Origin of the sequence: Paenibacillus oryzae (genome assembly GCF_001675045.1) — a bacterium.
Classification (GTDB): Bacteria; Bacillota; Bacilli; order Paenibacillales; family Paenibacillaceae; genus Pristimantibacillus; species Pristimantibacillus oryzae.
The window spans coordinates 12275-32168 of record NZ_LYPA01000026.1; the positions used below are offsets into that span (position 1 = coordinate 12275).

A 19894-nucleotide genomic window follows, 5' to 3' on the forward strand; every position below is an offset into this window, starting at 1 on the left:
TCATGTTGTAGTATTCAGACGCGCACTAGCGGCTTTTTACAGCATCGTCCGGTACTCCGTCGGGGAGACGCCGCTGTATTTTTTGAACTGCTTGTAGAAGTAGTTGGAGTCCCAGAAGCCAACCTTGTTGGCGATGCTTTGCGTTTTGAGATTGGATTCCGCCAGCAGCTCCTTCGCTTTGCCGATCCGGTAGCGGTTGACATAGTCGGAAAAGGTTTGCGAGGTTTCCTTGTGGAACAGCTGCCCCAAATAAACGGGATGGGTGTGGTAAAGCTGGCCCAGCAGCTTGAGCGACAGCTCCTCGCTGTAATGGGTATGAATGTGCTGCAGAATTTGCTTGATGATGGGACTGACGCTGCTGCGGTCGTTTAAGGCCTCCGCAACGTTGCGGGCGATCAGCTTGACGCAATCCGCAAGCCGCTTGGGCGTGGCCGCCTGGAAAATCCGCTCGTTAATATCCCGGTAATCCTCGCCATCGCCGGTTAACGACGTCTGTGCGTCGCGCAGCATGCGAATCATGGAATGGCAGCGTTCCAGAGCCGCGTTGCGCAGCTGAGACGGCGTAACGCCCTCTATACGCAGGCAAGCTTCCATATCCTGATCAATCATCTCCAGCAGGGCTTCCAGATCATTGGCAGCCAGCAGCCGCGTATATTCCGAATCGGGGCTAAAGGCTATGCGAGCCGCAGGCACATCCGCAGGCTTTTCATCATACCCCCACACAATTCGCTCGGGGTCAAGCAGCGTAAGCGAGAGCGCCTCCTGCGCATGCTGATAGCTGTCGGGAATTTGGACAATGCCGGATTGTACGCTGCCAATCAGCACTAGCGGGCGGATGCCATGGACATCCTCCAGCCTCTGTGCCTGCCGCTCCAGCGTCTCCCGCAGCCGCAGCAGCATTTCCTTCCCGGTTGACGGCAGTCCGCAGACCGCAATCAGGTCGTCATCCAGATTAATCAGGCAGATGGAGGGCACTCCCTCCAGGTTGAGCCCGTCCTCCATCTCGCGCCGCACAAGCGCCGCTCTCTCCGAGCCGTGAATTTCCTCATCCTCGCAGGAGGGATGTACGGTTTTGATCAGCACAACGGCCGCATGAGGCGCGGGCATTTTCATATGCAGCAGGTCGGCTCGGCTGGTCCATTCATCCAATGTCATACGCCGGGTCAGCCAGCGGAACCACAAATTGTCCTTCAAATGCTGAATTTCATCATCCAGAAGCCGGTCGGATTGATCTCTCAGCAGCTGCTCTGCCGTATTCACGAGCGTTTGCTGGAGCTCTTCTCTGTTAATCGGCTTGAGCAGATAGTTCTCAATGCCAATACGAATGGCTTCCTTTACATATATAAATTCATTGTATCCACTGAGTACAATACAGCGAAGCCGGGGGTTCTTCTCCTTCAGCCTGCGCATCAGCTCCAGGCCGTCCATCTCCGGCATGGAAATGTCCGTGAGCAAAATGTCCACGCGCAGGTTTTCCTCGGCGATCAGCTCCAGCGCTTCTTCACCGTTCTCCGCTTCCCCAACAATGTTCAAATCAAGAGCGTTCCAGTTCAATATGGCATGAAGCCCCTCCAGAATAAGCGGCTCATCGTCCACAATAAAAACATTAAACAAGGCCGTTCCCTCCCTTTTGATAAGGAATCCGCAGCTTGACGACAGTACCTTCATTCCAGACACTGTCCACGCTTACGCCGTAGTCCGGCCCGTAGAGCAGCCTGATGCGGTCGTGCACATTCATCAGCCCTATCGACGATCCTGAAAGCCTGACCATGCTGCTGAGCGCTTGCTGCAGCTCCTGCAGCCGTTCCGGCTTAATCCCTTTGCCATTGTCCTCTATGCAAATCACTATCGTCGCCCCGTCATCCTCAATGCGCGAGGCCAAAGTGATTGCCGTCACTTTTTTGCCGGTGCGCACGCCGTGTACAATCACATTTTCCACCAGCGGCTGCAGGAGGAGCTTTAGCAGCGAGCAGGACCTTGTCGCCGGCTCCAGCTCTATACTGTAGGTAATCCGGTCCTTTAGCCGAATGCGGTACAGCTCCAGAAACCGGCGGCAGTTCTCGCATTCCTCCTCCAGCGTCACCATCGTTTCCTGCTTGATTGTGTAACGCAGGAGCGACCCTAGCAGGTACGTCATATCCCCGACATTTTCGGCGCCCTCCGCAATCGCCTTCATGCGAATCGCCTCCAGTGCATTGTAGAGGAAATGAGGGTTGATCTGAGCCTGAAACGCCACCAGCTCGGCATGCTTCTGCTTGATTTCGGAGACGTAAACCTGCTTGATATAGCTGTCCAGCTCCTGGCACATAAGATTAAAGCTGTTCGAAATTTCATCCAGCTCGTCGTTTTTGCGAATCGGAATTCGTACGCTCAAGTCTCCTTTGCGCGCATGGCGCATGGCGCGGATAATGGAATGCGTCCGCGCGGAATAGCGATAGACCGTAAAATAAGCAAACAACACCGTTACCACAATACAAATGGCCGTAATGGAAATAACCCGGCTTTTGAAGCCCCGATTGCTCTGATCCATTTCTTTTTCCTGGAGGAGCGCCGCCACATACAGTCCCGATTTGTCTGTTTTTTCAATAGTTGTATACGTTTTCAAGCTGTTGTTATTGGTCCCCTGATTTCTGAGCAGCTCTCCCATCTGAGGATAAACCCTGCCTGTATTTTCCCCCGTGGAATCATACAGGATCGTCCCGTCCTGGAATAGAACAAGCTGGCTGCCCTTATGATCGCCGACCTTGGAGCGCAATACGCTTCGCAGGGAATCCGCCTTATACGTGATCAGAAGCGCTCCAACATTGCGCAGCGTAGCAGGATCGTTGATCTCCAGCGCAAATGTGTAGTTGCCTTCCCCCGTTATGCCCAGCAGCTTGTCCAGCTCGGGACTTCGTGAGCTCGCCCTCTTCTGCGAGCGCATCTCGTTGATGACCTCCCTTATTCCGTCCTGGCTGTCAGGCAACGCGGTAAAATGGGTCAGCGAGGTTTGGTACACATAGAGAAAGGACTGGCTGGAGCTGTACAACGCTATATTGGATATATCGGCATCCCGGTCCAATTGATTTTCAAAAAAGGTGATCATATCGCGATCGTTTGAGGTGCTCCCCGAAAAATAGGATTCCAGCCTATGCCGCACATAATCCGGAAGATCGTTGTTCAGGAAAAACAACACATCCTCCTGCAGCGCCTTGTCCCGGTAAACCTGAAGCATCACATCCTGCGACATGTCCATCTTCTGGTCCAAATAACCTGATATCGTATCGACGGTCAGCACTTGGGCGGCTAATTCCTTTTGCAGCAGGGAATCCGTGTAATATTGATAGATCAAAACGGCAAGTGTGAGAAAAGCCACAACCGCCACCGATGAATAAATAAAGACGATTCTACCGAAAATCTTCTTGTGAAAGGTAAAAAAAGGACGTTCCTTCAAGAGAGTCATGATGATTGGTCTCCTATAGCCGGCCGCTTGGCGCAGCCTTTGCTTTTGTCGCCTGCTTTATTGCCTGTGTTACCTACCCTCATGCTACCATGACGAGGGTCCCGAGAAAAGAACAGCCTTTTCTACAACTTTAATTTATACTGCAAACCTTAGTTTTATCAACTTTAACCATGTATCCTGTTTCAGGTAAGGTTATATATAGACGCAGCGAATCTGAAACGCAATGATCGGCCGCAACCACGAACAACAGAACTGGAGGGGTACCAATGAAAGCGCTGTACCAATTTGCAAAAAATGTAAGCCGCAATAAAGCATTTTTGCTGATGGTGCTGCCGGGAGCCTTATGGCTTCTTATTTTTGCCTACTTGCCTATGCCGGGTGCGATTATCGCATTTAAGGAATACCGGTTTGGCAAAGGCGGATTTCTGGCCAGCATACTTGAGTCCAAATGGGTGGGCTTCAAAAACTTTGAATTCCTGTTTACTGCACAGGACGCTTTTATTATCACGCGCAACACCGTGCTTTATAATCTTGTTTTTATCGTGCTTGGCTTGATTTGCTCGGTCTCCATGGCTATTATCCTGCACGAGCTGACTAACAAAAAGCTGTCCAAGCTGTATCAGACCGGCATGTTTATGCCTTACTTCCTTTCCTGGGTTATCGTTGGCTTCTTCGCCTACAGCTTCCTCAGCATCGACAAAGGCGTATTGAACCAGGTTGTCCAATATTTCGGCATGGAGCCGATCTCCTGGTATAGCGAGCCAAAGTATTGGCCATATATTCTCGTCTTCCTCAACCTGTGGAAGGGCATCGGGTACTCCAGCGTTATCTATCTGGCGTCCATCGCCGGTATCGACAAATCCTATTATGAAGCCGCTATGATTGACGGCGCCAACAAGTGGCAGCAGGTTACCCGTATTACGTTGCCTCTGCTCCAGCCTATGATGATCATTTTGACCATTCTGGCGATTGGCGGCATTTTCCGTGCGGACTTCGGATTGTTCTATCAAATTCCGCGTGAATCGGGCATTCTGTTCCCGGTTACCAACGTTATCGATACCTACGTATACCGTGCGCTCAAGGTTGTCGGCGACTTCGGCATCAGTACAGCGACCGGCTTGTATCAATCTGTAGTCGGCCTCATACTGGTTCTTACGGCTAACGGCATCGTCAAAAAAATCAACAGAGATCAGGCATTGTTCTAGGAGGAGATGGAAGATGAAAATAGCCAAAACACGCCGTCTCAACAATGGCCAGAACTTATCCCGGCCATGGAATTTCATTCTTAACCTGGTAGCTGGCGGCTTCGCATTTCTATGCGTATTCCCGTTTATATTCGTAGTTATTCTATCTCTGACCGATGAGCAGTCGCTGCTCCTTAACGGTTATCGCATATGGCCTGAGAAGTGGAGCCTGTACGCCTATGAATATATTCTTCAAACCGGCGATCAACTGCTTCGCTCTTACGGCGTCACGATTCTGATCACGGTGGTAGGCGTTCTGATTACGGTCTCCATGACCACGCTTTACGCCTATGCGCTTTCGCGGCGCAATTTCAAATACCGCGGTTTCTTTTCCTTCATTATCTTTTTTACGATGCTGTTCAGCGGCGGTCTTGTACCGTCCTACATCGTCGTCACGCAGATGCTGGGCTTGAAGGATTCCGTATGGGCGCTTATTCTGCCTATGGCGATGAACGCCTTCTACGTCCTCGTTCTGCGGACCTTCTTTTCGACCAGCGTACCGGACCCTATCATTGAGTCGGGCAAAATTGATGGCGCAGGCGAGTTCCGGTCGTTATTTTCGCTCGTGCTGCCGATTTCCCTTCCGGGCCTGGCTACCATCGCGCTGTTCAGCACGCTTGGCTACTGGAATGACTGGTTCAATGCTTTGCTGTACATTGATTCCAATCAATGGGTGCCGCTTCAGCCGATGCTGATGCGCATCGAAAACAACATGCAATTCCTGATTCAGAACTCCGCTTTGCTTAACAGCGGTCAAGGCAAGGATTTGCTCAGCTCTCTGCCTCAGGACACCTCCCGTATGGCGATGGTCGTTCTGGCGACTGGCCCGATTGTTCTGGCTTATCCGTTCTTCCAGCGTTATTTTGTACAGGGCCTGACCATTGGCGCAATTAAGGAGTAGTAACTGACGATTATAGGAAAGAAGGAGCCTCGCGCTCCTTCGGACTTGTAATATACATTATCTGCTAGGGGGATATGACACATGGTAAGGAAAAAAGGCTTAAGCTTGCTTGCGCTGGTTCTCGTCCTGTCTTTAGTATTGGCGGCCTGCGGCGGCAAGAATAATGAAAGCGGTAGCGAAGGCAGCAACTCCGGCACTAACGGCGGCAGCGAAGCTCCGGTAGAACTGGTATGGTATACGATTGGCACGCCTCCAAGAGACCTGCAAAAGGTTAACGATGAAATCAACAAAATTACGGCTGAAAAAATCAACGCTACCGTAAAAATCAAAATGCTGGATTGGGGCGAATATTCCCAAAAGATGCAAATCGCCATCGCTTCCGGCGAAAACTTTGATATCGCTTTTACAAGCTCCTGGGCTAACGATTACTTCGGCAATGCCAAGAAAAATGCATTCCTGGCCATCGACGATCTGTTGAAATCCCATGGACAAGGCATTGTAGCCGCTCTTCACCCTGACTTCCTTGAAGGAACAAAAGTGAACGGCCACAACTACGGCATCCCTGCCAACAAAGAGCTTCCGCAGCAACGCGTATTCCGTTTCAACAAAACCTTTGTTGACAAATACAACCTGGACATTTCGGGTGTAAAAACGCTGCAAGACCTTGAACCTATTTTGAAAACGTTTAAAGAAAACGAACCAACTATCGCTCCAATCCCGGCAAAAATTGCTGAGTTCTTCCACGTCGATATGCCTATCAACGATATTCCAATTATCGGCATGCCGCTGGATACAACTGATTACAAGCTGATCAACGTATGGGAAACCGACGAAGCAAAAGCTTACCTGGAAACGATGCACCGTTACTACCAAGCAGGTTACCTGCCTAAGGACGTAGCTACGCAAAAAGACGCTGGCGACTATTTCAAAACGGGCCAATGGCTGGTTGACGTAGCCGATTCCCAGCCTCTTGCAGACAACCTGTGGAGCGCTGACGCTGGTTATGAAGTTGTGAGCGTGCCTATGCAGGATCCAATTTCCTTCAACTGGTCTGTAGCTGGTTCCATGCAAGCGATCTCCATCAACTCCGAGCATCCGGAAAAAGCGATGGAATTCCTGAACCTGCTGTACACTGACGCTGATCTGATGAACCTGCTTGACTTCGGTATTCAAGATGTTCACTACACCAAAACTGGCGACAACACAAAAGACATCATTCCTGACAGCGGCTACGGCTTCCCTGCTTTCACAGCGGGCAACCTGATGCTGACTTACCTGAACAGCAACGATGCGCCTGACAAATGGGAGCAATTCCAGAAGTTCAACGATTCCGCAACAGCAGCTCCTCTGCTTGGCTTCCAAGTAGATACAAGCAAAATCACAAGCGAGCTGGCAAGCTTGAAAAATACGAAGGACGCCGTTTATGACGCGCTGTTCTCCGGTACGGTAGATCCTGCCGTTCAATTGCCTAAAGCTATCGAGAAGTTCAAAGAAAACGGCCTGGACAAAGTTATGGCTGAAATCCAGTCCCAAATCGACGCTTGGGTTGCAAGCAAATAATTAAACCTTAACTGTACTGTACCTTGTTGACAAGATAGAAGCCTCCGGCTCCGCAATGATGCGGACCGGAGGCTTCTTTTTGTTCAGGGAGATGTCGGCTTGCCCTATAAAATGGATAATGGCGTACTAATTTGACACTCTAAAAAATTCAAATTATAATGGTCTCAGCAACTATAATCATGACCAGTATTAAGGGGGGAGAACCTTGGAGTTAGAAAAATATATTGGTGTTAATGTGCAGCGCGCAGCACTTAAACTAAATAATTATTATCAAAAGGTAGTAAATCCGTTTGACATCACAGTGGATCAGTGGGAAATATTAATCGTATTATGGGAAAAAGAAGGGATCACCCAAAAAGAACTTGCCGAGAGACTGCACAAAGACCAAACGAATGTTGCACGAATGCTGTTTAAGCTGGAAAAGAAGGGATTTATTTATCGTGTGGTCCATGAAACGGACAGACGGTCTTTGCGTGTTTATTTAACTCCTAAAGGACGAGATATTAAAGATGAAATTCTTGCTCCTTCTATTGAAGCATATAACATAACCATCGAGGGGTTATCCGAAGAGGAAGTTGAAATGTTTAGAAGGATTCTTACCAAAATGTATAACAACGTAAAAGATCAATAATTAAAAGAGGAGTATCTCTTTACATTTACAGACCACATAGTTGCTACGACAACTATAGTCGAGACTATTAAAATTACATTAAGGAGTGTTGAAGGATGGCAATAAATCAAAAAGAAGTCGGGGTTTTTGATTCAAAGTATAGAGCATTGACAATAGGCATTATTCTTGCAGTAACAATTGTTGCGTTCGAAGGTTTGGCGCTGGTGACGATTGCTCCGACCCTGGCCCAGAAATTAGACGGGCTTCATTTGTTTGGCTGGATATTCAGCGCCTTTCTTTTGGCACAAATCCTCGGAACGATGATTATAGGTCAGCGGATTAACAAAAACGGCGTTTTTGCATCGTTTAGCTTATCCATTCTTTTTTTTGTGATCGGTATCGTGATTGCCGCTACATCTATGAATATGATTATGCTAATAATAGGAAGAGTTTTTCAGGGATTTGGTGCAGGGGCTATCATTACATGTGTATATTTCAGCATTACTTTAGGTTATCCCGATAAGCTTAGAACGAAAATACTTGCTTTGTTTTCCGGTGCATATATTTTGCCTGCATTAATTGGCCCATACATTGCCGGACTGATAGCGGAGTATCTGTCCTGGAGATTTGTTTTTTGGCTGGTGCTGCCTTTAATTGGTTTGGCTGTTGTGCTGACGCTTCCCGCTTTTCGCAAATTTACAGTGAAGGAGAATGTCCATTCAAAGAACAGCAGAAAAGAAGGCTATGCGGTACTGCTTGCTATTGGAACAGGCATGCTTTTGGGTGGGCTAGGCTTTATAACGGATTGGAAAGGAATTGTACTATCGTTAGCAGGATTGCTTATCATGATCCAGCCTTTGCGAAAGCTGCTGCCTGAAGGCACCTTACGTGCCAGAAGAGGTTTGCCTGCTACGATTGCTTCTAGGGGATTTTTTGCCGCTTGTTATTATGGGACTGAGAGCTATGTTGTCTTGGCTTTGACAGATGTAATAAAGCTTCCTGCAGATAGGGCGGGATTAGTTGTAGCTGCGGGTGCACTAAGCTGGTCAACGGCAGCCTGGCTACAATCAAAGCTGGATGCTAAAGACCATGGAAAGGGCCGACAGAAACGGGTAACAGCGGGCATTGGATTAATGATCATTGGAGTTACTGCGGTCATGCTGGCAGTTGGCTTACCTGATGGCGGGATCGTATTTGCATTGATTTCACAGCTTTTCACTGGATTTGGCATCGGTTTGGCACATCCTACGACTGGAGCGATTGCACTTCAACATTCCAAAGCAGGGGAAGAAGGAGAGATATCCGCCAGTCTTCAGTTTACGGATGCATTTAGTCCTGGTTTAAGCATTGGAATCGGCGGAGCTCTCATTGCCGTTAGTCAGTCGCTGAATTTGGGGTTGTTGACGGGGATTATATTGGCTCTGTCTCTACAATTGCTTTTTGTTCTCCTGAGCTTTTCGATTTCCTTTCGCATCAAACAGGCGAAGGCCTCTGAAGTGAACTGATTCAGAATCGAGCGGCGGCATCAACTAGCGCCCCGGACAAAAAGAAGCCTCCGGCTCCGCAGTTCATGCGGCCTGGAGGCTTCTTTTTGCCTAGGGAAATATCTTAATGGACAGGATTGCTCATTTAATGCTTCTAGTAAAAAGAGTGGCTATTGTGTATAGTTAGAAGAAATTTGTGGTATGCGTGACTGGCGGAACGTGGGTAACCACGAGGAAGCGTATATGGAAAACGCCGTACGCCTGGGCAAAGTATTTGATCTTTTGAAGGAGAGATAGTATTGGAGGTCCGCCCGCTTCAGGTTGATGATCAATTCCGTGTTCTAGAAATAATGGAGGAGCATTCTTTTCAGTTCCCGCCGTTCATTCGCGCACTGTATCCCGCCCGCTGGCAATCATACCTTGAAGCAAAGGATGAAAGTCAATGCGGCTTTTATGTTATGGTTGATGATAGTGAAGGCGTGATAGGGCATGCTGGATATGTGCTGCAAGAAGACGCCAACCAATACGAGATTGTCGGCGTAGCCACCAAAATGAGCAGGCTGCGGAGTGGCGTAAGCAGCAAACTAATCGCTGCCATATGCGAAAAAATCGAACAGCTCGGACATAACACTGTTGTTCTGTATACACTTCAGCATGAACAAAACCAAGCAGCAGTCGCCTTTTATGAGAGGCTGGGTTTCATAACGCTTAATCTTGAGATGAACTATTACTCGACTGGCTATCATCGGCTTACTTTAATGAAGCCTCTGCATCGGGAAGCGTTCTAAACCGATATCCTACTCCATTTCCAATGAAGAAAAGGACCTCAACTTCCCGCTATATTGCAGGGAATTGAGGTCCTTTCTTCTTGCAATGCAGGAGTTGCGCCGCTTGAATGCCCCGGCGCTATTCCTGCATTCGCAGTCTACATCTGTGGCTTACATCGCATTAGCGATAGCTGCCAGCGCATTGGCGCGCGCCTTCTCTTTGGAGCTTGCGTATTCCGAGCTCCAATCCGGCAGCGACTCTTCCGAAATGCCTTCCTTTTTGTACTGCTGCTTCGCCTTGGCAATTAGAGCGCTAAAGTCGCTGTCGCACTTGGCTTCGGCCGCAACTACATCATCCATTAAAGAACCCTGGATTTTTTCCAGTCCGCCTTCGGGGTCCGCCTTCAGCTCAGCCGCGATCTTGTTGACCAGACTGCTGCTTGTTGCGGAGCAGGACGTTCTGAGCTTCTCCATCTCCTTGGTGATGGCGGCATCAATGCCTTGCTTGATCTCATCCTTCTCATTCGGAGGCGTTGTAGCAGCCGGATTCTGCGAGGAGGAGCCCCCGCTTGCTGGCGTCTCCGACTCTTTTGAAGGCTTTACCGCCGGGCTGGTTCCGCCGCCGCTATCCGCGCCGCTTGGCGTCGCTGCTGTTGCCCCCGGCGACACCGCTCCACCGTCATTAGCTGTGCCATTGGAGGCGGAATTCCCTTGACCCGGAGCAGACAAACTGCCTTGTCCGTTCTGACCCTCTGCAGAACCTTCGCCATTATTGGCGCCATTTGCATTGCCGGGATCGTTGGAGCCCTCAGATTCGGAGCCACCCGGCTCGCCAGCCTCTCCGCCAAGCTCGCCGGACGTATTTCCAGGTTGTCCGGTTTGTCCGGTTTCCTCGGTTTGCCCTCCATCGCCCGGCTCCGCTTTGTCGCCTTCCTCACCGGATGTTTCCGCTATTTGATTCTTCAGCTTTTGAGCCTCGTCCATCTTCGAGCTAAGGCTGCTTGCTCCGTACACAACCAGAGCAAGCAAAAGCACAGCTCCCGCTCCAAATAACAGCATTTTTTTATTTTTAGTCATTTCGTCTCCTTCGCCTGTAAACCCTCCAGCCAGTGAAGAACGGCGATTCTCCTTAATCTGGTTTTTAATGCCTTATCTCTTAAACGCCTTTTCTCAACCAATTGTTTCAGTTGACATCCCGATATTTCCACTACATGCTTCCGGTTTCCCGCCAATTCCTCCATCCTGCCCTCATCCTGCTTACCATCCAGCATATGGCGATAGCTGTTGCAGAGCCTGCTCCATCAATGATAACATCCCTAACCTGGGCCCCTCTGCCGGGTACAAAATATTGATGAATCTCATCCGATATAGCAATCAGCACGCAAATCATCAGAGACATGCCAGCTCGCCGCCAGCCCCTCAGAGAGCTTAAACGGAGCGCATTAAACACCAGGATGCCCAGCAAGCCGTAGATAAAAAAGTGGGCATTTTTGCGGAATAAATGATGTGCTCGCTCAAAATGAATCCCCGCTTCGGGATACCACCCCGACACATGGGCGACAAGCCACCTTGTCAGGCTGCGGCTCCAGGCTCCCGACTCCGTCGCCGGTTGGGAGGACAAATAAAAAATTAATCCAAATGCCAAAGCAACCAATGCCCAATAAATCCATTTTTTCATGCGCTTAGCTCTTGCTCAGACAGCATTGCTTATACTTTATCCCGCTCCCGCATGGGCAGGGATCGTTTCTGCCAGCCTTTTCTTCGCGCTTGAAGGGGATGACATTGTTTGCCACACTCGTACGCAAATCTACGGGGCCAACTCCTTGAGCTGTACCGGATGATCTAGAAGGTTGAAGCAACGTGCCGGGAGCAGACTGCCCGAATTTTTCCGATAGCTCCTTTGGCGTAAAGCCGTTATTTTGCCATATTCGCGTGTTATTGGCCATCTCGGCAACTAGATGAATGAACTCATTCATCTCATCCTCGCTTTTGAAAGTCAAGTTCCGGCGTTCAAATTCATCCAAAACAATGTCAAAGGAAAAAGCAAATTGACAAATCCCTTGAATATATTCACATAAAATATCTGCCTTGTACTCATCGCCGCCATAAAAGGTTTGGGCCAAATAGGCTGACAGAGCTGTATATTGATCGCTTATTTCATAATAATAGCTGTCCTTATACTTCAGCAGGCTTTTCTTGTCGGGGAGGTACCAGGGCTTGTCCTGCCGCATCTCCAGCTCATATTCAAATTTGCCTTCATCCAGAATCGTATCTTCTACAAAATAATCCCCATGCACCTGCACAAAATGTTGGGCCAGCATCTTTTTTGAGGACTTTGCTATTTCTGTAACATCATCCAGACTACATTGGATTTCATTTTGCCGATTGTACGCATTTAATACACGCTTCTTATGTACAAGCCCATACAAGTGTGTCAAAGCAATGATATAGTCCGTTAACAGCGACATAATGCACCTTCTTTATTTGATAATTTTATAAAACATCTTCGCCCACCGCTTGAAGAACATACTTTAAAAATATATGAATTGAGAAGTCAGGATTGGGATATATGTGAGTTCCTCCAATAATTTCGCAGTCCGTCTCAACTTTTTTATTACGAATATCCTCTGCTCTTCTTATAGCCGCTTTTACATCCTGCAAACTAATTTGTTCAACTATGCGGCGTATATTTTGCTCTTTTTTAATATTGTCTTCCTTATCCAGATGATAGATACGCCTTACAATATCCAGGTACCCATCATTTGATGCAGCCGGACGATTGCAGTTTTCCTTATGAAGTACTAACCATAAATCAAAATTCACATTACTGTATGCATGGAATGTTCTTCTCCGATTTTTTCCTTTTGCACGTTTATCCTCTCGCTGCATCTTCTCACATTGCAAAATGTTTTTCTCAAAGAGCTCCTTATTAAAATCATAGTCGAAAAGCGAGGCCCGGTCGTACTGTTCATATTGTCTTTCCAATCGCCCGGGCTGATCTATAATGGCATTAATCGAAACAACACGTTGAGGAAATATTGTCAGCAATTTTGCTACATGCTCCAAATAAATCTTTTCCTGACTACCTTCGCAGGTACAAATATAGTTTCGACGCACAAGGCTCATCTATTCTCCCCCCTCATTTGACACATCTTCGAGAAGTCCTGAGAAATCAATAAATGGAAGAGCCCCGTAGTTCCCCTTAAAGTAGTTAATTAAGTAGTTATGATCATTTCGAACAGATTCTGATCCAAAATCAGCAAGGGAATAAACTGCACTGCCGTATGACTCACGGTCCTTCTCAACGAATCGAATCTGATCCCTTCGAAATATCTGATTATTCAAATAGATAGGATTATGTGTTGTGAATATTAGCTGTGCTCCTTGCTTATTTATATTTGGATTGTTGTAGAGGGAAAGTATGCCTTTGACGAGCTCTGGGTGTATAGCTGAATCAAATTCGTCAAGTACAAAAACACCACCTGATGTAAAATGCTGCTCAAATGGGATAGCAAAGTCGAGCAATTTCATGGTTCCCCTTGATTCCATCAGCTCAGCAGGAATAGCTACATCCCGACCATTAATTTGATATAGAGAGTACAGTTCCATGTCGGTTGTTTCTTCATCATCTTGCGGGTTTGATTCAAACAAAATATGCTGGGGGCCAAAGTCTGCCCTTTTAATAAATGTTTCTAATGTTTTATTCCACAACATTGTATTTTGATCCGGCATATCCTTCATGTGAAATGAAAATTTTGATTTCTTTAAAGAAAAATCGCTGACTACTGTCAATTTATTACGGAAAAAGTCAATTACGGCCTCTGCAATTTCAGTTTTAATGAGATTCTTAAAAGTTCGCGCCAAAAAAAGATCCATTTTATCGTGATTAAAGTTAACAAGCTCCTCTAGTTTCTTCAGAAGGTCTTTCTGAAGTCCTAACAGTTCCAAGGCTCTCTGATCCTCAGCAATTACAATTTTATCTTTTGTCCGTTCAAACAGCGATATTAACTCACCCTTTTTATTAATGACGGAAAGCTGCTCCGAATAAATTCTTCTACTACTCCTCTTCAGTGGCTCACACTCTACTTCAATGCTATACCTAATATGAAAGCCTTGATTAATAAATTCAATTTGAAACAACATAGGTCGCCTGCTATTTCCGTGCGCAAATGGGTATAATTCCAAATAATTCAACCCTTCTCCATCCGCATCTAGCGAGCCAGCCAATACCATTTCCCTCATAATCTCCAATGACATTATAATGCTTGACTTTCCGCTCGCATTAGGACCATATATAACTGCCGAAGGCAATAGGCGCTGACCTCGCGCATGAAGTAAATTTGTGCCCAATGTTCGCTGAGAACTTGCCCTCATACTAATTCCAGCCTCTTTTTCAAATGAACGAAAGTTCGAGAAAGTATAGTCAATTAACATTTTTTAACCCCCTGTTTTCAAACTCACTTCTTTATTATATACAATTTAGGGATTTTAGAAACTTGAATTGAGCTTTTTCCTCAAACAGTCAAGCGCACCTCTTTTAGAAACAAAAAAACCAGTCATCAGAGGACTGGTTCTTTTTGATCCGGCTAAAGAATAGTATAGCGTATTTCTCGATACACAGCCTCGCCCGAGCCAGTTAAGCCCGGCGTACCTCCAAGGCCATCAAAGGCATCGGCAGACCACATATGCTGGTCAACGCGAATAACGAGACTTTGTCCAGCTATCGTGGCTGACATCGTATGCCAGCTTGTCCAATCAAACGAAGCGGCTGCCAGAGAAGCTGTCATAACAACCTCCGTTAAGCCATTCCGGCATTGCGTAACCGTAATCGACTCCGACTCGCGGCTTAACACAATGTCAGTCCAGTTCCGCTCATCTATATACGAAACAAGCAAACCAGATTCTCCTCCCCGCTTCACAAGAACATCCGATTCAATCCGATAACCCCGGTCAGCCTCCGCCGCCTGGAATGCATCCAGCTTCCACTTGCTGCTTTCGCCTTGAATAGTGCGGCAGTGAAGCTCCCCTTCACTCACCTTGCATAAACCGTTGCCGCCCACTCTCTCCAGCAGCTCTGCAAACGGTCCTGCATTTACAGCCGTCAGCGCCACATGACGAGTCACCTCGAAACCCGCAAAGGATGCCGACGTGTAGCGCGTATGCAGACCTACGCCGCCATCAGCCAGCGGGAAGTCGGCTTGAATGACAGCAACATCATTCAGCTTGATGATAAAGCACCTGCCCGTTTTCTCCACACGCAGCAAATGGAACACCGAAAAATTAAACGTCTCCGGCAGCACATGGTGAATCGCCTCATACTGAACGCCTTTGCACATCGCTTGGGCCCGCAGCACTCTTCTCCCCACATCAAACAAAACGGACACGTAGTTATTTTCATCCACATAAGCAGCATAAATGCCGTACAGGCCTCCCGTATGATCCTTCTGCCACTTCGCGCTGACCTCCAGCACGTAATGACTATAGGCTTCACGGGTTACAGCGCCCGCTACAACTGAGCGATTTCCTTGAAGCGCCTCCCTGTTTGCTGTGGACCACTCTCCTGCTACAGATAGCCAGTCTGCACCTAAGCCTTTATCCGCGCCTTCAAACAGATCACGCAACGCCGGCTTTGCTGGCGCTGGCTGCTCGCTGTACGTTGGCCCGGCGATATATAGCTGATCCCCGCTCCAGAGTAGTGGGTCGGCTCGCATCGTGCGCTGCTCCTTGCCCATATCCAGCAGATCTTCAGCATTTCGACCATGATAAAATACCCAGCTGTCTACATTGTTCGGGCCGCGAATAACCGAGTTGTGTCCAACACCCTCTGCCCCTTCATTTTTACGAAGCAGCGGCTTATATTCGTCATCGGACGGATACTTATTCCACTCCAAATCCAGCAGCGATTCTCCATTTCCCCCATCCGCCATACAATAGCCCAGAAAATAATTCGGCCGGACATAGGCGTTGCCGCTGTACATCATGTAATGCTTCAAGCCCCGCTTCAAATAGAAGGCTCCTTCAATTGTATGCCAGTCCCGGCCGTCGCCAAAGCGGTTTTCTTCATAGATCTCCTCATCAATCGTAGGCACAACGACAATTCTGGGATCACCCGCCGGCGTCACCATATCAGCCAGTTTATCCACCAGTATGACCGTGCCTGCGCGGTCGCGATCTACACCGGAATATTCATTGTTGGAATAAAACAGATAATATTCGCCATGCTCATCCTTTACCACATGAGCGTCAAGCGAAAAGGTATCATAAAATGTCCTCACATAGCTAAACGGCCCCTCTGGCGTTGAAGAAACCGCAACCATAAGACGCTCCTCATGCACATCATCCGTATCCTCGGGCATAGAGGAAACGTACAAATAGAATTGTCCGTTTTCATAAACAGCGGCCGGCGCCCAATAGTTTTTGCGCCCTGGCAGCTGAAAGCCATAGCCAAGATGCTCCCAGCTCAGCAAATCCGACGAGCGCAGCACGACTACCCCCGCTTCCCCCGTCGCATAGGTATAGTAGCAGCCATTGTATTTCAGCACGTACGGATCGGGATGCACCAGTGTTAACGGTTCGCTCTGTCCTGCTCCTGCTTTAATAGGGAGCGGATTGCGGTATGAATCGGTTTGATGCAGCGGCCATCCGTCTGCTTGTGTTCTTTTTTCCATAACAGGTTGCCTCCTCTGGCAGATTCATTAACTCTTGACTGCTCCGGCTGTCAGCCCGGACTTCAGGGCGTTCTGGCCAAACATATAGACGATAATGGATGGAATGGTCATCAGAATAAGCGCCGCATACAGCTGTGCGACCATTTCTGGCGTCTGGCTGGTTGTCCCCGTAAAAAACTGTGTAGCCAGCGTGACCGTATACATTTTCTCATCACGAATGAGCAAAAGCGGAATAATGTAATCGTTCCAGGAGTAAATAAAGGTCAGCACCGCAATATTGATAATGGCTGGAACACCCAATGGAATCATAATCGTTCTATACATGCGGAGCGACGAAGCGCCGTCAATCATGCCCGCCTCCAATATTGCGTTTGGAATGGAATCAAAATAATTTTTTAGAATGAGCAGCATAAACGGCGCATTAAAGGCTACCAGCGGCAGGATAACACCCGGGTAGCTGTTCGTAATGCCCAGCGTCTTCGCTGTGAAGAACAGCGGCGACATAACTGCGGTAGCCGGTATCGCCAAGCAAGCCACAAGCGAGTAGAACAGGACATTCTTGAGCTTGAACTGCATTTTGGAGAACGCATACGCAGCCAGAGTGGCGAGTAAACCAACAATAAGTGTTGTGCATACAGCGATGAAGAAGCTATTGAATACAACAAGGAAATAGTTAACCTTGGGATGCCGGATGACAGCCAGATAATTGCCGAAGCCATTGATCTCAAGCGATTTAATGACCGATTGGACGAGCGGGTACAGCCAAATGAGCGCAAACACGGCCAATACGGCCTGAATGACCCACTTATCTATTTTTCGCAAATTAATAAACAAATGACTCACCTCTTCCTGTTATAAATCACGCTGCTGGCGGTTTGTAAACTGGATTTGCAGTACGGCAAGCACAAGCGCAATAATAAGAATGGTCACACCCGCCGCCGCAGACATGCCTCCATTAAACTCCTCAATCGCCTTCTTGTAGACATAGGTAGTCAGAAATTCTGTCGAACGCCCAGGACCGCCGCCGGTTAGAAGGGACACGATATCAAACGTTTTGAGCGAGCCAACGATGCCGAGAATTACGAGCGTAGAGGTTGTTCCCCCAACAAGCGGAACCGTAATTTTGAACAACGTGCGCCAGAAGCCGGAGCCGTCGATTTTGGCAGATTCATAGATTTCATCCGGAATGGCAAGCAAAGCTGAATAATAAAGAGTCATGCTAAAGCCCATCCACTCGAAAATATTGACAATAATAATCGACATAAGCGCGTATTTGGGATCTCCCAGCCAGGATACAGCCAAGAAATCAAGCCCGATAGCGCGAAGCCCCTCGTTCAAGCTGCCGAAATTGGTATCCATAATAATCCGGAAAATGGCTGCGATAATAATCGGGGCCATGATCGTAGGTATGAAATAAATGGAGCGAAAAATGGAATTGCCCTTCAGCTTGGCGCGCAGCAGCACCGCGAGCAATAAGCCGAGCGCAGCTTGTACGCCAACCGTAAACACGAAAAAGATCAGGTTGTTGCGTAAAGCGATATGGTAAGACTTATCGTCAAACAGCTTGATATAGTTATCCAAGCCGATAAATTTCATGTCCGTGTCAATGCCGTTCCATGAATGAAAGCTGGTGTATACGGTAAATCCAATGCAGTAGTACAAAAATAAACCCGACAATACAAGTATCGGCAGTACATAAAGATACGCTCTCCAGCCGGAAAGCACTGAACGATTGCCAGTCATGATGCATCACTCCTCCATTTGCCAACTATCTCTCTTGTAATAACAAAGAGCATGAATACTAACGCGCATATTCATGCTCTTTGTTTGATTTGGATGACTTATTTGCGATCGATGCCGTCGGACACTTTTTGAATGTCTTTAAGTGCGGTTTCAATGTCTTTGCCAGCCGCCACATCCTGCATCGCTATGCCGATGGCGTTTGTCAGCTCTGGATAGTCCAGCAGACGTTTGCCGATGGCGTTCGCAATGGCGTCATTTACCACCTTGATGCCCTCGCGCTCGGCATCGAATTTAAACTGGTCCAGCGTTTGAATTTCGACGCCCACCTTGGCAGGGGAGCCTTGAATGAAGTCCGCCATAATTTGCTGGCCTTCTCCCTGCGTCATAAACTCAAGCAGCTTCCACGCCGCTTCTTTATGCTTGGAGTTTTTGTTAATCGAAAGCGCCGTATCTACGCTTGCTACCGCTCTGGATGCATTTGGCCCGATTTGCGGAAGCAGGAATATGCCAGTTTCATCATTTTCGATAGCTGTGCCTTCCTTCTCCCCGCCCGGCAGGCTGTAGCCTGCATGCCAGGAGCCCGTCAGGAACATGGCCGCTTTGCCGGAATAGAAATATTGGTCGCGCGCATCGGGGTAAGTGGATAAGCCAAGCGCGCCGTCCTGCATCACCTTGTCGGTGAACAGCTTGCTCCAGGCCGTCATCGTATCCACAAAGGCTTGATCGGTCCAAGCCAGCTTGCCTTGCTCTGCCTCATACACCTTGCCTGGGGCAAATTGATTGCTTAACGATACAAACATATCCACATCATGCCAGATATCCTTTGCTCCAAATGCTACCGGTACAATGCCGTCTCCTTTTTCACGAATAACAGCATTTACGTTCAGCCACTCTTCATAGGTAGTTGGCAATTTTGTAATGCCAACCTTGTCAAAAATCGTTTTGTTATAAAGCACAAACTCCTGACCTGTCAGGTTCAGCGGCAAAGCCACCATTGTGCCATCTGTTGCTTTAACTTGATCAATCGACGCTTTTACAAAGTTGTCCTGCCAGCCAGCTCCCCAGTTTTGATCCGCAAGCGCCTCAATCGGCTCCAGCGTATTCGCATATTGGTTCAGCATTCCGCCAACCTGCATGCCCAGCAGGTCGGGCCCTTCATTGGCGGCCATCGCAACCTGAAGCTTCTTTTGGTAATCGGTTTGCTCGCCGCGCCAGTAATCCACCTTGATATCCGGGTTAGCCTTCTCAAAAGCAGCAATCGCCTTCTCTGCCTGTACATCTGTCGGAACCCATGACCAGAAGGTTACCGTTTCTTGCTTGTCAGCTCCCCCGCCTCCGTTAGTTCCTGTATCGGGCGATTCGTTTTTATTGCCGCAAGCTGCAGTAGTCATCAGCAAGACTGCCGATAATGAAAGTGCCAGTGTAAACTTCAGTGAGCTCTTTTTCATCTTTTTTTATCCCCCTTAGATGTGTGC

General features: G+C 48.1%; 17 protein-coding genes and 1 riboswitch. Of the genes, 6 read left to right on the top strand and 11 right to left on the bottom strand.

Annotation, left to right across the window (positions count from 1 at the left end; all coding sequences use genetic code 11):
* Window positions 1-36: 36 nt before the first annotated feature.
* Together A7K91_RS02020 and A7K91_RS02025 are read right to left on the bottom strand one after the other, a co-directional pair.
* A complete protein-coding gene (locus A7K91_RS02020; protein WP_068679160.1) occupies window positions 37-1614 on the bottom strand; it encodes a response regulator transcription factor in 1578 nt (525 codons plus the stop codon).
* Complete coding sequence (locus A7K91_RS02025; RefSeq protein ID WP_068679162.1) at window positions 1607-3442, bottom strand: sensor histidine kinase; 1836 nt, start codon at window positions 3440-3442, stop codon at window positions 1607-1609. The genes A7K91_RS02020 and A7K91_RS02025 overlap by 8 nt, the downstream gene beginning before the upstream one ends.
* 266 nt (window positions 3443-3708) lie before the next feature.
* Between A7K91_RS02025 and A7K91_RS02030 the strand changes: the two genes are divergently transcribed.
* The 6 genes from A7K91_RS02030 (at window position 3709) to A7K91_RS02055 (ending at window position 10029) form a co-directional block, all read left to right on the top strand.
* Window positions 3709-4647 carry an ABC transporter permease gene (locus A7K91_RS02030; protein WP_068679164.1) on the top strand — a complete coding sequence of 313 codons (939 nt, stop codon included), beginning with the start codon at window positions 3709-3711 and terminating at the stop codon, window positions 4645-4647.
* A gap of 19 nt (window positions 4648-4666) precedes the next feature.
* A complete protein-coding gene (locus A7K91_RS02035; RefSeq protein WP_425415635.1) occupies window positions 4667-5587 on the top strand; it encodes a carbohydrate ABC transporter permease in 921 nt (306 codons plus the stop codon).
* A gap of 81 nt (window positions 5588-5668) precedes the next feature.
* Window positions 5669-7147 carry an ABC transporter substrate-binding protein gene (locus A7K91_RS02040; RefSeq protein WP_068679169.1) on the top strand — a complete coding sequence of 493 codons (1479 nt, stop codon included), beginning with the start codon at window positions 5669-5671 and terminating at the stop codon, window positions 7145-7147.
* 205 nt (window positions 7148-7352) lie between these two features.
* Window positions 7353-7778, top strand: coding sequence for a MarR family winged helix-turn-helix transcriptional regulator (locus A7K91_RS02045; protein WP_068679171.1), 426 nt, complete (start codon window positions 7353-7355; stop codon window positions 7776-7778).
* A gap of 95 nt (window positions 7779-7873) precedes the next feature.
* On the top strand, window positions 7874-9262 hold the full coding sequence (locus tag A7K91_RS02050) for an MFS transporter (RefSeq protein WP_068679173.1): 1389 nt from the start codon (window positions 7874-7876) through the stop codon (window positions 9260-9262).
* A 174-nt stretch (window positions 9263-9436) separates the two neighbouring features.
* Window positions 9437-9515: riboswitch (ZMP/ZTP riboswitch) on the top strand.
* Window positions 9516-9540: 25 nt separating this feature from the next.
* Complete coding sequence (locus tag A7K91_RS02055; RefSeq protein WP_068679174.1) at window positions 9541-10029, top strand: GNAT family N-acetyltransferase; 489 nt, start codon at window positions 9541-9543, stop codon at window positions 10027-10029.
* Window positions 10030-10179: 150 nt separating this feature from the next.
* Here the strand turns inward: A7K91_RS02055 and A7K91_RS02060 are convergent, their stop codons facing one another.
* The 9 genes from A7K91_RS02060 to A7K91_RS02100 all read right to left on the bottom strand — a co-directional run bounded on the left by A7K91_RS02060 (window position 10180) and on the right by A7K91_RS02100 (window position 19867).
* Entirely contained in the window at window positions 10180-11085 is a 906-nt protein-coding gene (locus A7K91_RS02060) for a hypothetical protein (protein WP_068679176.1), read from the bottom strand.
* A gap of 130 nt (window positions 11086-11215) precedes the next feature.
* Window positions 11216-11686, bottom strand: a complete 471-nt coding sequence (locus tag A7K91_RS02065; protein ID WP_068679178.1) for a VanZ family protein — start codon at window positions 11684-11686, stop codon at window positions 11216-11218.
* 4 nt (window positions 11687-11690) lie between these two features.
* Window positions 11691-12476 carry a YecA family protein gene (locus A7K91_RS27245; RefSeq protein WP_082967181.1) on the bottom strand — a complete coding sequence of 262 codons (786 nt, stop codon included), beginning with the start codon at window positions 12474-12476 and terminating at the stop codon, window positions 11691-11693.
* Between the two features lie 25 nt (window positions 12477-12501).
* Window positions 12502-13134 (bottom strand): RloB domain-containing protein, encoded by a 633-nt coding sequence (locus A7K91_RS02075; protein WP_068679180.1) that lies wholly within the window; start codon window positions 13132-13134, stop codon window positions 12502-12504.
* A complete protein-coding gene (locus tag A7K91_RS02080; RefSeq protein WP_068679182.1) occupies window positions 13135-14442 on the bottom strand; it encodes an AAA family ATPase in 1308 nt (435 codons plus the stop codon). It lies immediately after the preceding gene.
* A gap of 152 nt (window positions 14443-14594) precedes the next feature.
* Window positions 14595-16676, bottom strand: coding sequence for a glycoside hydrolase family 43 protein (locus A7K91_RS02085; protein ID WP_068679184.1), 2082 nt, complete (start codon window positions 16674-16676; stop codon window positions 14595-14597).
* A gap of 27 nt (window positions 16677-16703) precedes the next feature.
* Window positions 16704-17510 (bottom strand): carbohydrate ABC transporter permease, encoded by an 807-nt coding sequence (locus tag A7K91_RS02090; RefSeq protein WP_211274496.1) that lies wholly within the window; start codon window positions 17508-17510, stop codon window positions 16704-16706.
* Window positions 17511-17528: 18 nt separating this feature from the next.
* Window positions 17529-18419 (bottom strand): carbohydrate ABC transporter permease, encoded by an 891-nt coding sequence (locus tag A7K91_RS02095; protein WP_068679185.1) that lies wholly within the window; start codon window positions 18417-18419, stop codon window positions 17529-17531.
* A gap of 98 nt (window positions 18420-18517) precedes the next feature.
* Window positions 18518-19867 carry an ABC transporter substrate-binding protein gene (locus A7K91_RS02100; RefSeq protein ID WP_068679187.1) on the bottom strand — a complete coding sequence of 450 codons (1350 nt, stop codon included), beginning with the start codon at window positions 19865-19867 and terminating at the stop codon, window positions 18518-18520.
* Window positions 19868-19894: the final 27 nt, after the last annotated feature.

Excerpts from the sequence above, each read along its gene's own strand:
- A7K91_RS02080 (WP_068679182.1), bottom strand. The coding sequence starts at position 14,442 with ATGTTAATTGACTATACTTTCTCGAACTTTCGTTCATTTGAAAAAGAG.
- A7K91_RS02095 (WP_068679185.1), bottom strand. The coding sequence starts at position 18,419 with ATGACTGGCAATCGTTCAGTGCTTTCCGGCTGGAGAGCGTATCTTTAT.
- A7K91_RS27245 (WP_082967181.1), bottom strand. The coding sequence starts at position 12,476 with ATGTCGCTGTTAACGGACTATATCATTGCTTTGACACACTTGTATGGG.
- A7K91_RS02040 (WP_068679169.1), top strand. The coding sequence starts at position 5,669 with ATGGTAAGGAAAAAAGGCTTAAGCTTGCTTGCGCTGGTTCTCGTCCTG.
- A7K91_RS02025 (WP_068679162.1), bottom strand. The coding sequence starts at position 3,442 with ATGACTCTCTTGAAGGAACGTCCTTTTTTTACCTTTCACAAGAAGATT.
- A7K91_RS02085 (WP_068679184.1), bottom strand. The coding sequence starts at position 16,676 with ATGGAAAAAAGAACACAAGCAGACGGATGGCCGCTGCATCAAACCGAT.
- A7K91_RS02065 (WP_068679178.1), bottom strand. The coding sequence starts at position 11,686 with ATGAAAAAATGGATTTATTGGGCATTGGTTGCTTTGGCATTTGGATTA.
- A7K91_RS02050 (WP_068679173.1), top strand. The coding sequence starts at position 7,874 with ATGGCAATAAATCAAAAAGAAGTCGGGGTTTTTGATTCAAAGTATAGA.
- A7K91_RS02100 (WP_068679187.1), bottom strand. The coding sequence starts at position 19,867 with ATGAAAAAGAGCTCACTGAAGTTTACACTGGCACTTTCATTATCGGCA.
- A7K91_RS02075 (WP_068679180.1), bottom strand. The coding sequence starts at position 13,134 with ATGAGCCTTGTGCGTCGAAACTATATTTGTACCTGCGAAGGTAGTCAG.
- A7K91_RS02060 (WP_068679176.1), bottom strand. The coding sequence starts at position 11,085 with ATGACTAAAAATAAAAAAATGCTGTTATTTGGAGCGGGAGCTGTGCTT.
- A7K91_RS02030 (WP_068679164.1), top strand. The coding sequence starts at position 3,709 with ATGAAAGCGCTGTACCAATTTGCAAAAAATGTAAGCCGCAATAAAGCA.